A 14,478-nucleotide genomic window follows, 5' to 3' on the forward strand; every position below is an offset into this window, starting at 1 on the left:
TCCCTCCTTAATCCTTATGAATGCGGACGGTCACATTCATACCAGGTCGAATGTCGAGTGATTTTTCTTGCGAGAGTGATACTTTAACTGGAATGACTTGTGCGACTTTCGTGTAGTTCGCATTTCCGTTTGAAGAAGGCATCATCGAGAACGTCGAAGCTGTCGTCATTCCGATCTGTTCCACTTCACCAGAAAGTGTCGTGTCAGGATAGCTGTCGACATACACGTCAACGGTTTGTCCGACTTTGATTTCATCGATTTCTGTTTCTTCGATGTTCGCTGTGACCCAAAGGTCGTTTAAGTCAAAACCATAGGCAAGTGGTGTACCAGCTGCGACGAAGCCGTTCTTTGTCGCCATCGACTGAACGATCGTTGCCTTCGCAGGCATCGAAACAGAAAGATCTGTTGGTTTTTGTCCAGCTTGCGCAGTCATGATGTGACCAAGTGTTGCACCGCTGTCGAGCGATTCGCCTGTTTTAGCAGACCAGTCCGTTAATTTACCAGCGCTTGGGCTAGCAATCGTTATCATTTTGCCATCGATTTTCGCATTGTCTGTTTTGACATAGCTTGTTGCTTGATCGTAATAGTAGTATCCGACGACCCCACCACCGATCAAAACGATGAGTGTAACGATATTAATGATTAGTAATTTTTTCATACTCATGGGTGTGTTAGCATCCTTTCTTGTGTACAATCGATTCAAAAAAAGTACTCCTCTGGGGGGAGGAGTAATTAATATAGTTAATTATATGGATAGTTAGATAACAAACAACCAACAGTTTCCGACAAAATGTTGGAAAAATAAATGATAACGGATTCATTTTTAAAAAGATGATGGAAAAGGAGTGAAATGCACATGAAAGAGAGCCGTGATCCACGACCAAAACGGTCACGTGACCGTATTACGATGGAATTGTTTCGTTTACTGAAGACAAATAGCTTTTCGAGCATCACCGTCAAGATGCTGACGGATGGGGCGGGTGTGAACCGCTCGACCTTTTATGCGCACTACACAGATAAATATGATTTGCTTGACCAAATCGTTGAGGAACAGATGATGGCGCTCGAACAAGCGATTCGGATTACAGGTACAGGCACCGTATTTCCGACAGTCGAGCAGGTCAGTCATTATTTTGCTCGTTTGTTCATTCACATTGAAGAAAATGAATTATTCTATCAGACGATGCTCGTTCAAGGACCGATCAAAACGTTCATCTCTCGTTTTCTTGATACATTGAAAGAAAATTATCGCCTCGTCTTTCGATCCCAAGTCGCAGAGGATGCGACTTTCGTCGATCGGGATTTGTTACTGAACTATGTCATTGGTGGACAGTTAGGATTATTGATTTCCTGGTTACGAAACGGTCGGCCATATTCATCCGCATATATGGCGGAGCAATTGAGCCGGATGATCGTCTTTGGAACGGTTGAAAGCATCGGTTTTCCGAAAGAAACGGAATAAGGTCATAGAAAAAGACACTCCCGATAGGAAGTGTCTCGTATTCAAGCTTGTCGGAAGGCAAGTTCCTTCGTATAAATCGTACTTCGGTTTCGTCCGCTTTCTTTTGAGTAATACAACGCTTTATCTGCTTGTTGTAATACTTCTAAAGACGTATGGGAACCACTAGAATGTGCAATCCCAAGCGAAATCGTGATTTGCAGATCAGGTACGTCTGCCGTCGGGAACAGGTTGCGTGCGACCGTCATCCGAGCCAACTCTGCGATTTTTTGAGCTTCTTTAGCTGTAGTGCTTGGTAAAATGATCAAAAACTCTTCACCACCGTATCGTCCGACGAGGTCATCCGGTCGTGTTAAGGAAGCGAGTGTCATGCCGAGTTGACGTAGGACATCATCTCCGGCGTCATGACCATATGTATCATTGACGTGCTTGAAGAAGTCGATATCAATCAAGACAAGTGAATACCCTTGATCCGTTGAACCGACAAGTGACAGTGAATCATCGAGACGGCGCCGATTGGCAAGTCCGGTCAAAGCATCCGTCATCGCTAGTTTTTGTTGATACTGAATGTTTTCGAAGTGACGGCGTAATTCCGTCAGCAGTCGAAAAGCAACAAAGCCAGCTAATAGATTAAAGAAGATATAAGCGATTGAAATTTTAAAGAATGTCGACCAACTGTTTGTCAGGATATAGATGGCAGGTAACGAATAGAGAACACCAATTGACACCAATAATTGAAAATGGCGTGTCGAGACATGAACGAATCGACGTACGATTCCGATCGTCGTAATGATTAAGACGATAATCAGTGTGGACAGATAAAAACCCTCCATTTGATCGACGGGTGTCAAAAAGTAACGTGTCCCGATGATCATTATACCGGCGACGATGGCGCTCGGGAAACCACCGAATAGCATAGCGATCGCGACTGGGATGATTCGTAAATCCACACGGGCGACATCGATCTGAATGCCATTGAATATCAACAAAACTGCAGTCAGACCACAGACACTTCCCAATATGAGGCGTGTACTCCAGCTGGAATTCAGCGAAATACGTGGTCGATTCCGAAATGGTAAGAATAAGAGAGTAATCGTCGTGAACAGTAGACAAAAGTTAATGATGAATTGATTCATGATGGACAACAAATCCTCCCAACTCCCCAGCTAACAGATTTCCATATATATACTCCAGTATACTCATCTAGGTAACGGTTAGACAGAGGTAAATGTTTAGATAAAACATAAAAAACGGTAGAAAATCTACCGTTTTTTATGAAGACGAAGTGAGCGTATCCTCATCCATCGTCAGTAAAATCTTATCGAAGACGCGAATCATCGTTTCCAGTTCTTCTTCTGTTAAAGTTCCGAAGCGATCTTGTAAATAGTTTCTTCGGACGACCTCGAGTTCCCGAAAAGCACGCTCTCCGTCATCCGTCAAAGCAAGGACAATCGAGCGACGATCTTCCGTCGAACGCGTCCGTGTGACATATCCTTGTTTATAGAGCTTATCCGTTAAAGCAGTGACTTGACTCGTCGCCAGCTCAAATTGTTCCGCAAGAAGTGTCGGACGCTGGGGACCGTTTTCTGAAAGACTCCGTAAGATGAAAAATTCGCTTCGGGTTGCTGTTCCTTCAAACAGTCGATTAAGTTCACGTCGCAGGGTACGAAGAATGACACGCATTTGTTCCTCGAGTCGGTAAGTCAGCAAATCACGTTCCTGTGGCATGCAAGCAGCATCCTTTCTCTCAGTGGACTTCTATCATTTAGTGTACTAAACATATCGGATTTTTACCATCTACTACCCCAGATTCAAAAAAGGCAATTGACAATTTCGTGGCGGTTTGTGTAATATGGCGTAGTAATAACTAATTTAATTCAGTTCTCACTCAACCAGTGGGATGGAGGTTGCAGTTCTTAAGAGTACGGTTATGGATGTCGTCAAGCGACAAATGAAGTGACCTGAAAGGAAGAATTGCCGAAATCAATCATCGCTTTGAAGATGATCGATTGGGATTAGGTCGAATAGGTCTAATACTGTCACAAGTCGGGTATCACTCACTTGTGGAGAGCTATCTTTCACGACGGTAGAATGAGGCGCATTCATTTTATTATGTTGCGTTCTCATCTTCCATCTGGAAGATGAGGGCGCTTTTTGTTTTTTCATTCAAAAAGTGTCCTCTCAAAAAATCTAAACAGAGAGAAGCGAACGAAATGAACAAACTAGATGTGAAACAAACAACAGATTCGACAGCCGAAGGATTAAAACGTGGATTACAAGCCCGTCATATGTCGATGATCGCCATCGGTGGGGCAATCGGAACAGGACTTTTCATCGCGTCCGGTGCTTCCGTTGCAGCAGCAGGACCAGGTGGTGCACTTATATCGTATGCAATCGTTGGTCTGATGGTCTATTTCCTAATGACAAGTCTTGGCGAAATGGCGGCTTATATGCCTGTCGCCGGATCCTTCTCGACATACGGGACAAAATTCGTCGATCCCTCATTCGGCTTTGCCCTCGGCTGGAACTACTGGTACAACTGGGCGGTCACGATCGCAGTTGAGCTCGTTGCAGCACAAATCGTTATGACGTATTGGTTCCCGGACGTTCCTGGATTTTACTTCAGTGCCTTATTCCTTTTACTCATGATCGGCTTGAACTACTTCTCCGTTAAAGGTTTTGGGGAAGCGGAGTATTGGTTCGCCATGATTAAAGTCGTCACTGTCATCGTCTTCTTAGTCGTCGGTGTTGCGATGATTTTCGGTGTCTTTACATCGGAGCCACCAGTTGGCTTTAAAAACTTTGCTCTCGGGGATGCGCCGTTCGTCGGTGGTATTCCTGCCGTCATCGGAATCATCCTCGTTGCTGGATTTAGTTTCCAAGGAACGGAGCTAGTCGGGATTGCCGCAGGTGAATCGGAAAATCCGAAAAAAAACGTTCCAAAAGCAGTCAAACAAGTCTTCTGGCGCATTTTACTCTTCTACATCCTTGCGATTTTCGTCATCGGGATGCTCATTCCGTATACGAGCCCGAACTTGGTTTCCAATGACATCACGGACATTGCCGTTAGTCCGTTTACGCTCGTCTTTGAAAAAGCAGGTCTTGCGTTCTCGGCAGCACTCATGAACGCCGTCATCTTGACATCTGTTCTATCTGCCGGTAACTCAGGTATGTATGCTTCCACACGGATGCTGTATACACTTGCTCGTCAAGGAGATGCACCAAAGTTCTTTGCAAAAGTGTCGAAAAATGGGGTACCGCGTAACGCCTTGCTTGCAACAGGAGCAATCGGTGCGCTCTGTTTCTTAACATCGATGTTTGGTGGACAAGTCTATCTGTGGTTACTCAATGCTTCAGGTATGACAGGATTCATCGCGTGGCTCGGAATTGCGATCAGTCACTATCGTTTCCGTAAAGGATTCCTTGCACAAGGTCATTCGTTGAAAGATTTACCTTACGTTGCACCAGCGTTCCCGTTCGGTCCGCTGTTTGCATTCGGTCTTTGTTTCCTTGTCATCGTTGGTCAAAACTATGCAGCATTCCTTGCTGATCAAATTGATTGGGTCGGGATTGCCGCGACATATGTCGGAATTCCGTTGTTCCTTGCCTTTTGGTTAGGACACAAATTTAAAAACCGGACGTCGATTGTTCGTTACGAAGAGATGGACTTCCCAGAACATCCACGTCAATCATAATGTGTGAACCACCTTCTATAAATGAAGGTAATTGAGATTGAAGACAAAGTGCAATTTTTCTCTGATGAGTCTGATGAGGAAGATTGCGCTTTTTTGTTCGTTTCGAATCGTTTTCCTGGGACAAGCATCGCGCCGCTTCGCTTCGCTGCAGGGTCGCTCTTGCTTGTTTTTCCCTAGGAAGCGATGTCGAGTGAACAAAACGCTTCTCTGATTCTCTTTCCGGGTATAAAGAAGAATGACACGTTACACGCCACTCCTACAGGAAAAAGCGCAATTTTGCGCTGTCAGAGACAAACAAGACCCGTTTTCCTGCTCGAATAGAGCGGGAAAACTGGCTTGTGTCTCGCCTGAGGAAAGGGCGTGAAGACGAGTCATTTTTGAGTCAGCCCATTTTTCTGCAATCGGAACCACCTTCTATAAATGAAGGTGGTTTTTTATTCCTTTAAATAAAAACGTTTTCTAAAATATAGTTTTGAAAAAATATAAAAAAGGAATCAATGAATACATATTCATAAAAAGAAAATATGAATAAAGAATAGGGGGAGACGCATGACTACATCTGAATTATTTTTCACATTAGGTTCTGCAGCGTTTTTCATGTTGTTCGTTGCCTACATATCCTACCGATTGACGCGTGGGAAAACACAAGGCGTCGATGAATACTTCTTAGCGGGGCGAGGATTAAGCGGTGTGTTCATTGCCGGTTCGCTACTGCTGACGAATTTGTCGGCAGAACAGTTAATTGGACTAAATGGACAATCTTTCATGGGAAACATGTCGAGTATGGCGTGGGAAGTCACGGCGGGATTTGCTGCCATCATCATGGCGATTTATCTACTCCCGAAGTTTCTCGGGCTTGGTATCTCGACGTTACCGGAATACTTAAGTCACCGGTATGATGAGACGGTTCGCCGGATGACAGTCTTACTCTTTTTACTCGGATATATGTGCGTCACGATCCCTTCAATGCTGTACTCAGGTGGGATTGCTGTCTTGCAGTTGTTCGATGTCCCTGAGTTGTTCGGCCTCAGCTATACGCAGTCCCTCTGGTTAGTCGTTTGGGTCGTCGGGATCATCGGAGCGATTTATGCGATTTTTGGAGGACTCCGTGCGGTGGCTGTCTCCGATACGCTGAATGGGATCGGACTCGTCTTCGTTGGATTCCTAGTTCCGGTGCTTGGCTTTATTGCGCTTGGTGACGGGAATCTCCTTCAAGGGATGAAGACGATTGCGACTGTACAACCGGAGAAGCTGAACGCAATCGGAAGCTCAACCGATGCCGTTCCGTTCTTCTCGATATTTACGGGAATCTTATTCGCGAATTTATTCTATTGGTCACTAAATCAATATGTCATTCAGCGTGTGCTCGGCGCAAAGGATTTAAAAGAAGGTCAAAAAGGAGTCTTAATGACAGGATTTTTGAAGTTGTTAGTTCCAGTCTTCATGCTGATTCCTGGAATCATTGCTTATCACTTGTATGGAAATACACTGACGAGCGGTGATTTATCCTATCCTCGACTCATCACGGAGTTACTGCCGGTCTCGCTGATGGGATTTTTCTTGGCTGTCTTACTCGGGGCCGTCTTCAGTTCCTTTAACTCGTTGCTAAATAGTATTGCGACACTTTTCGTCCTCGATATCTATCAGCCGGTGTTTGCGAAAGAGGCGAGTGATGAACATTTGATTCGTGTCAGTAAATGGTTCGGAACGATCGTTGCCTTAATCTCTTTCGTCATCGCACCATTCTTGATGTACGCGCCGGACGGCTTATGGAGTTTAATCCGGCAATTCACAGGGTTTTTCAACATTCCGATTCTCGTTATCGTATTAATGGGGATTTTCATGAAACGAATTCCGGCGATTGCAGCGAAAATCGTCATCGTCTTTCACGTGTTCGCGTATTACTTATTCGTCTTCGGTTTTAAACAACTGTTCGGCTGGGATCATGGCATCAGCTATATTCATGGGTACGGTATTTTACTCGTGATAGAAGTGTTATTCATGGTATTCATGGGATATCGTTATCCGGACGCTCAGTCAAGAAAGGTCAATCGACGACAGTCTGTCGAGCTCACTCCATGGAAGTTCGCGATTCCAGTCTCGATCCTATTATGTACATCCATCATTTGGACGTACGTTTTGTTCTCAAAGATCGGACTGGCTTCGACAGCAGGTATCGTGTCGATGTGGTTCTGGCCGGTTACGTTAGGACTTGCCATCGCAACGATTGTATTATGGCGTGTGTCGCTAAATGCTTGGGAAACGAAGTACCGGATCTATCTCGAAGAAGAGTACCGTCAAGCTGAATAATCCTCTCGCAGAAGGCATGACATATCGGGTAAGATGAAAGAAAAACAGGAGGCGATCTTTGTGAATTACTGGTACCACTTTAAGCGTGCCTTCTTACCGATCGCATTATTGCTTGTGACGCTTGCCTTATATCAAATGATCTATCGCTTGAATAACATCTGGTATTCGCTTGGAGGACTGCTTCTTGTCTTTGCGGCGATCTACTTCGTCATGCGTCGCCTAAAAACGAACCCAGAGGATTGAATGAGCAGGAAAGTCGAGTCCATTCTCTGAACGCGGTAAAATAGAGACATACAGAGGAGGGGAAGATAGATGGCAAAAGCGATATTTGCAGGTGGTTGTTTCTGGTGCATGGTCAAGCCATTCCATAAATATGATGGGGTAGAGCAGGTCATTTCAGGATATACCGGTGGTCATACAGAGAACCCAACTTATAAAGAGGTCTGTTCGGAAACGACAGGTCACTTGGAGGCGGTTGAAGTCACGTACGATCCGTCCGTCATTACGTACGAAGAATTACTCGATATCTTCTGGCGTCAAATCGATCCGACAGATGGCGGAGGTCAATTCAATGACCGTGGCGAATCGTACCAACCGGCTATCTTTTATGTCGATGAAGCACAGCGTGAAGCAGCTGAACGTTCGAAAGCTGCGCTTGACGCATCAGGACGCTTCTCGCGACCAGTCGCGGTAGAGATTCGTCCAGAAAAGCCGTTTTGGCCAGCTGAAGAATATCACCAAGATTATTATAAAAAGAATCCGTTCCGTTATCAGATGTATAGTGTCGGCTCCGGTCGCGCGAAATTCATCAAGGAAGCGTGGAAGGATCACGGTAAGGAAAAAGAATTAAAAGAGCGCCTGACACCGATTCAGTATAAAGTCACACAAGAGAACGGGACGGAACCTGCTTTTCGTAACGAATACTGGGATGAGGAACGTCCAGGTCTTTATGTCGATATCGTCGATGGTACACCACTCTTCACATCAAAAGATAAATTCCAGTCAAACTGTGGTTGGCCGAGCTTCGCTAAACCGATCTCAGAAGACAAGATGGAAGTCGAACTCGACACGAGTCATGGGATGACGCGGACGGAAGTGCGCTCTGCGAATGCAGATAGTCACCTCGGTCATATCTTCGATGATGGTCCGACAGAGCTTGGTGGTCTACGCTATTGTATCAACTCAGCAGCGTTACGATTTATTCCGGTAGAAGAGCTTGATTCGGCAGGATACGGGGAATATAAAAAACATTTCGAGTAACATGTAGGGAGCAGTCAAACGATTTCGTTTTGACTGCTCTTTTTTCAAATGGAAGGGAGAGGATCAGATGTTTCAGTCCGTGTATGAAGAGATTCGACAAATGACGATTGCAAAGGTACTTGATTTCTACGATCATGAAATCCGTCAGCTCGATGAGCAGGCACGTCAGGAAAAGTACGACAAGATGAGTTTGAGTCCGTTTCGCTTTTTCCGCGGGAGTTCGCACCTGTTTTATTATGACGTGACGCGAATCCCCCTTGGTTTTGATACACCTCGTGATAAACCAACGTGGATTCAGGGCGATCTCCACTTTGAGAACTTCGGTGTTCATGGCAATGCAAAAGGAGAAATCATCTACGACGTCAATGATTTTGATGAAGGATACTTAGGGTCGTATTTATATGATTTGATTCGCATGGCGGTCTCCGTCCGCTTGTTCGCCGAAGAGGCAGGATATGATCCGACTCCTGCGATTCGCAATTATGTTCTCGAATACTTACACGATTTAAAAAAGTACGCTCTCGGAAAAGATCCGAGTGATGTCTGTTTTACGCGGGATAATACAAAAGGACCAATCAAGAAGTTAATCAAGAAAGCAGAAAAAAAACGTGAAGAATTAATGGGGGAGCGAACAGAACTGGTAGATGGCGTGAGACGATTTTGTACACTCCCGGATATGGAAGCAGTAGATGACGCGACACGAGCAGCAATTGAATCTGCCTGGCCTTCCTACATCGAGACGATCGACACCGAGGATCGCCGTGAGGAATCGTTCTATACGATCAAGGATATCGTTCGTAAATTAGACAGCGGAACAGCATCTATTGGTCTCGAGCGCTATTACATCTTGATTGAGGGCGAAGGGGGAGAAGAAGATTTGATTCTTGAGATGAAACAAGCGCAAACGTCTGTCCCTTCGTTATTCCTGCCCGTTTATCGTCCAGAAGCAGAAACCGTTCATCAAGGGAGACGGGTCATCACGTCGCAAAAGGCGATGCAGGCACATGAAGATCCATATCTTGGTTATCTGACGATTGAAAAAAAGGAATATTATGTACGCGAGCGCTCACCGTACAAGAAAAAACTAAAGGCGAAGCATATAAAAAGTCAGGAAGACCTTGAGAACGTGTTATGTATTCAAGGTCAAATTACCGCGAAAATCCATGCGCGGGCAGATCAAGATGCGGGAATTCAAGAAAAAATATTAACCCATCATGCGGATGTTGAAATCATTCAAGCTATCGGTGTCTCAGACACTGCTTTTTTGGAGCAGATCGAGCGTTGGTCAGAAGCTTATGTCATGCGAACAAAGCTGGATTACCAAGTGTTTTTAGAATGGACGAAGACGTGGAAAACGACTTAAAACGTGGACTGAAAAAGGAGAGAAATATCGGTATGTAACAGATGTTACATACCGATATTTTTGAAGTGATTTTTATTCTTTAACAGATGAAAGCGTCACGCAAAAAACAAATAGGTATAATGACCTATATCAATTTATCTGAAAAATTCGTAAATTTTTGATTAAGTTCTTACGAACGACTCGCTTCGTAAGACAAATCACAACGGATATAGGGGGAAGTACATCATGAGTTTGACGCGGAAAAAAGATGTTTCCGCTATGATTGCTGCAAGTAAACGCAACAGTGGACTTGCTCGAAATCTTGGCGCGATGGATTTAACGTTTTTAGGAATTGGCGCCATCATCGGTACCGGAATCTTCGTTTTGACGGGAACAGGAGCGTTGACTGCAGGGCCAGGACTTATCGTATCATTCATTCTATCTGCCATCGCCTGTGGTCTAGCTGCTCTTGCTTACGCTGAATTTGCATCAACGATTCCGGTCAGTGGATCCGTCTATACGTATACGTATGCAACGATGGGAGAGGTCTTCGCTTGGATCATCGGTTGGAACTTGATTCTCGAATATGGACTCGCCTCCAGTGCCGTAGCAGCCGGTTGGTCAGGTTACTTCCAGTCTTTACTCGCAGGATTTAATATCCATGTGCCGACAGCTCTCTCAGCAGCTCCAGGAGCAGTAGAAGGAGCCAAGACATACTTCAACCTTCCAGCCTTCCTGATCCTCTTTGCCATTACGGCATTGTTGTCGATGGGAATCAAGGAAACGAAACGTGTCAACAACATCATGGTCGTCATCAAATTAGCAGTCGTCGTGTTGTTCATCGTCGTCGGTGTCGGCTACGTTGAACCATCAAACTGGACACCATTCACTCCATTTGGTTGGGGAGGCGTCTTCTCGGGTGCTGCGATCGTCTTCTTCGCGTACATCGGTTTTGATGCTGTTACATCAGCGGCGGAAGAAGTCCGTGATCCACAAAAGAACTTACCACGTGGTATCATCGGTTCACTTGCTGTCTGTACAATTCTTTACGTCATCGTCGCAGCCATCATGACAGGGATCGTCCCTTACAAACAATTCGCTGGTATCGATCACCCGGTCTCACTTGCGATTCAAATGGCAGGTCAAAACTGGGTCGCTGGTTTCATCGATCTCGGTGCGATTCTCGGGATCACAACGGTTATTCTCGTCATGACATACGGAATGGTGCGTCTCGCGTTTGCGATCTCGCGTGACGGGATGTTCCCTAAAGTATTCTCCGAAGTGCATCCGAAATACCAAACACCATTCAAGGCGACTTGGATGATCGGACTTGGTAGTTCACTCGTCGCTGGATTCGTTCCACTCGATGTCATCGCGAACCTCGTCAACATGGGTACACTCGCAGCATTCGTCTTGATCTCTGTCGCTGTCTTGATTCTTCGTAAGACACAGCCGGATCTCCCACGTGCATTCAAATGTCCGGGTATGCCATATGTGCCAATCGCAGCAATCGCTGCATGTCTCTTCTTGATGTTCAACTTGAAACTCGAGACATGGATTGCTTTCGGAATCTGGCTTGCAATCGGTTTAGTCCTTTACTTTACGTTTGCGCGTAAGCGTTCGAATCTACACCCAGGAAACATGCCGGTAGCGGAACTTGCTGCTTCAAAAGAAGAAGAGTAAACACATCAGAAGACCCGGTCGCCTTCAGGCAATCGGGTCTTCTGATGTTAGGAAAGTGGAACAGGATCTTTGACGCGAACCGCATCGAATTCACGACGAATGCTTTCATTGGCTTTCGCTTCATCTTCTGCCGACCAGCCGAGTTCGCTACGCATCAGGGCAAGAACACCGTCTGCGTATTGTTCAGCGTGAGGGAAATCAAAGAAGACGGCTGAAGCACGACGGTTCAGGAAGTCACCGGGTTGCATGACGAGCTCTGCTTCTAGACCATACAGAAGGGCCCCGAACCAGTGTAACGGTAATTGATAACGAGCGGCTTCGTCACCGCGTGTCCGTATCAATTCGAAGACACGTTCGACATTCGTACCGTAGCGCTGGATGAGCCATGTCGTCTCATTCGGTGACAACCCAAGTGCTTCGCCTTTTGGTTGTTGTTCCTTCATGTAACGCGTGAATCCTTTACTTCCTTGTGGATGACCACCACCAAGCAAGATATCGTGCGTACGGGAAGCGAGATAAATCCGATTTTCTTCTGTCTTGAATTGCTCCGCGACCATATCGATGATTCGTTCCGCCATTTTCCGGTACCCAGTCAACTTACCACCGGCGATTGACATCAGACCGGATTTCGAAACGAAGATTTCGTCTTTTCGGGACAGTTCACTTGGATCTTTTCCATCTTCATGAATGAGTGGACGTAGTCCAGACCACGTTGATTCGACATGCTCAGGTCTTAACTCGACGTTGAACATTTGATTCGTCGCCTCTAGGATGTAATCCTGATCCTCGACGGTGACACCAGGCTCAAGAATATCTCCTTTATAGTTCGTATCCGTTGTTCCGACATACGTTTTCCCTTCACGTGGAATCGCAAAGATCATCCGACCGTCTGGAACATCGAAGTAAACGGCTTGTTGCAACGGGAAATGTACTTGATCGATGACGAGATGAATCCCTTTTGTCAGGTGTAATGACTTTCCAGACTTCGAACCGTCTTTTTCGCGCAGTTCATCGACCCAAGGACCCGTCGCATTAATGATTTTCTTCGCCCGAATCGTATACGTTTTACCACTCAAGACGTCACGGACTTCGACACCGACGACTTTTCCATTGTGGTAGACAAGCGATTCCGCTTTCGTATAATTGACGGCACGTCCGCCGTAACCGATGGCTGCTTTTAAGACTTCGACCGTTAGTCGAGCGTCATCCGTTTTATATTCGACATACCGACCACCGCCGACTAAATGTTCCGAGCGGAGCAGTGGTTCGTAACGTAATGTTTCTTCTTTGCTAAGCATTGTCCGACGTTCATGGCGTTTGACACCAGCGAGTTGGTCATAGACACGTAAGCCGATCGAGGTCGAGAAGCTACCGAATGTACCACCTTCGACAAGTGGAAGCATCATCCACTCCGGTGTCGTCACATGCGGTGCGTTCTCATACACGATGGCACGTTCTTTCCCGACTTCGGCCACGAGTTTAATCTCGAATTGCTTCAGATAACGCAATCCACCATGGACAAGTTTCGTCGATCGGCTCGATGTCCCTTCGGCGAAGTCCTGCATTTCGATCAAGCCTGTCCGCATGCCGCGACTTTGTGCGTCAAGCAGAATACCAGCTCCCGTGATACCGCCCCCGATGACGAGAACGTCTAGAAGTTCTTGTCCCATCTCTTCTAACCATGCTGTCCGTTCCGTACTTGAAAACATCTTGTCTTCCCCCTGTTCGTCTGAAATGAATAGTTAGTCTACTTCTATCCATGTACCCACTTTTGCACTCTTTTGAGCACGATCAATGATTTTCATGACGAGTTCAGCCTGTTTCGCAGAGACAGGTGGTGTGGTTCGCTTACGGATGGCTGGAGCGAGATCCGTATAATAATCCCCAAAATGACCGGAAACAAAAGGGAAGTCTTGCAGAGGTCCATTTGCTTCAGCCAATTGATAGGTCGTCCGTTTTGTATCGACTTCATCAACGAAGTAACTCGCCTGTGTTCCGTGCACCATCAGGGAGGGACCAACAGCTGGAACGATGGAACCGATATGCAAAATAGCGCGTCGCGTGCCAAAGGCTAAAATTAGATGTGTATAGTCATCAACGATCCCATCTTGTCGTTGAATCGTTTGATCACAAAAGACACGGTCTGGAATTTCATCGAAGGCGATGAGTGCTTGATCGATCAAGTGTGAACCAAGGTCGTACAATAGTCCGGCACCAGGAACGTCCTGTTCGCGCCAACGCTCCTGCACATCGGGACGGTAACGGTCATAATGCGCTTCGAACGTCTGGAGCGTACCGAGTCGTCCAGATTTCAATAAGGTCATCAGCGTCCGAAAGTCCTTCGTGTACCGCCGATTATGATAAACTGTCAATAACCGACCGTGTGTCCGTGCTAGTTCTGTCAACGTTTCGGCTTCTTCGAGCGTGACGGTGAACGGTTTCTCGACAAGTACATCACAGCCCGAGAGCAAGGCGAGACGCGCGAGTGGATAATGCAGATCATTTGCCGTCGCGATGACGACTAAATCGATTTGTTCCGCTTCAAGTAATGCTTCAAGTGTCGGATAGACAGGGAGCGTCGCATCGTACGTAGAGACCGCTTCCGGGCGACTCGATTGAACAGCGACCAACTGATAATCAGGTGCGTGTAAATAAGGCGCATGCAAATGTTCACCGGCAAGACCAAAACCAACTAATGCGGTACGAATCATAGAAAACACATCCTTTTC

12 protein-coding genes and 1 riboswitch are annotated in these 14,478 nt (G+C 46.1%); of the genes, 7 read left to right on the plus strand and 5 right to left on the minus strand.

Annotated elements, in window-relative coordinates:
- Nucleotides 1-7: 7 nt before the first annotated feature.
- Nucleotides 8-664, minus strand: coding sequence for an HlyD family secretion protein (locus B3M90_RS03995; protein ID WP_056064483.1), 657 nt, complete (start codon nt 662-664; stop codon nt 8-10).
- A gap of 192 nt (nt 665-856) precedes the next feature.
- Here B3M90_RS03995 and B3M90_RS04000 point away from each other — a divergent pair, with 192 nt between their 5' ends.
- Complete coding sequence (locus B3M90_RS04000; RefSeq protein WP_214856276.1) at nt 857-1,462, plus strand: TetR/AcrR family transcriptional regulator; 606 nt, start codon at nt 857-859, stop codon at nt 1,460-1,462.
- 41 nt (nt 1,463-1,503) lie between these two features.
- Here B3M90_RS04000 and B3M90_RS04005 read toward each other — a convergent pair whose 3' ends face one another.
- Both B3M90_RS04005 and B3M90_RS04010 read right to left on the minus strand, forming a co-directional pair.
- Nucleotides 1,504-2,595, minus strand: coding sequence for a diguanylate cyclase (locus B3M90_RS04005; protein WP_290756053.1), 1,092 nt, complete (start codon nt 2,593-2,595; stop codon nt 1,504-1,506).
- Between the two features lie 136 nt (nt 2,596-2,731).
- Entirely contained in the window at nt 2,732-3,187 is a 456-nt protein-coding gene (locus tag B3M90_RS04010; protein WP_290748404.1) for a MarR family winged helix-turn-helix transcriptional regulator, read from the minus strand.
- Between the two features lie 165 nt (nt 3,188-3,352).
- Nucleotides 3,353-3,541: riboswitch (Lysine riboswitch) on the plus strand.
- Nucleotides 3,542-3,672: 131 nt separating this feature from the next.
- Between B3M90_RS04010 and B3M90_RS04015 the strand changes: the two genes are divergently transcribed.
- The 6 genes from B3M90_RS04015 (at nt 3,673) to B3M90_RS04040 (ending at nt 11,749) form a co-directional block, all read left to right on the plus strand.
- Entirely contained in the window at nt 3,673-5,154 is a 1,482-nt protein-coding gene (locus B3M90_RS04015; RefSeq protein WP_214856271.1) for an amino acid permease, read from the plus strand.
- A 549-nt stretch (nt 5,155-5,703) separates the two neighbouring features.
- Entirely contained in the window at nt 5,704-7,464 is a 1,761-nt protein-coding gene (locus tag B3M90_RS04020; RefSeq protein WP_290782714.1) for a solute:sodium symporter family transporter, read from the plus strand.
- A gap of 60 nt (nt 7,465-7,524) precedes the next feature.
- On the plus strand, nt 7,525-7,707 hold the full coding sequence (locus tag B3M90_RS04025) for a hypothetical protein (protein WP_035411695.1): 183 nt from the start codon (nt 7,525-7,527) through the stop codon (nt 7,705-7,707).
- Between the two features lie 69 nt (nt 7,708-7,776).
- Nucleotides 7,777-8,724, plus strand: a complete 948-nt coding sequence (msrA, locus tag B3M90_RS04030; protein ID WP_290756184.1) for a peptide-methionine (S)-S-oxide reductase MsrA — start codon at nt 7,777-7,779, stop codon at nt 8,722-8,724.
- 67 nt (nt 8,725-8,791) lie between these two features.
- Nucleotides 8,792-10,087, plus strand: coding sequence for a DUF2252 domain-containing protein (locus tag B3M90_RS04035; RefSeq protein WP_214856268.1), 1,296 nt, complete (start codon nt 8,792-8,794; stop codon nt 10,085-10,087).
- Between the two features lie 225 nt (nt 10,088-10,312).
- Entirely contained in the window at nt 10,313-11,749 is a 1,437-nt protein-coding gene (locus B3M90_RS04040) for an amino acid permease (RefSeq protein WP_290782716.1), read from the plus strand.
- Nucleotides 11,750-11,796: 47 nt separating this feature from the next.
- Here the strand turns inward: B3M90_RS04040 and B3M90_RS04045 are convergent, their stop codons facing one another.
- Nucleotides 11,797-13,458 carry a glycerol-3-phosphate dehydrogenase/oxidase gene (locus B3M90_RS04045; RefSeq protein ID WP_290782718.1) on the minus strand — a complete coding sequence of 554 codons (1,662 nt, stop codon included), beginning with the start codon at nt 13,456-13,458 and terminating at the stop codon, nt 11,797-11,799.
- 33 nt (nt 13,459-13,491) lie between these two features.
- Nucleotides 13,492-14,460 carry a Gfo/Idh/MocA family oxidoreductase gene (locus B3M90_RS04050; RefSeq protein ID WP_290782720.1) on the minus strand — a complete coding sequence of 323 codons (969 nt, stop codon included), beginning with the start codon at nt 14,458-14,460 and terminating at the stop codon, nt 13,492-13,494.
- Between the last annotated feature and the right edge of the window lie 18 nt (nt 14,461-14,478).

The sequence above is a fragment of the Exiguobacterium sp. UBA6309 genome (genome assembly GCF_002439205.1).
Taxonomy (GTDB): Bacteria; Bacillota; Bacilli; order Exiguobacteriales; family Exiguobacteriaceae; genus Exiguobacterium_A.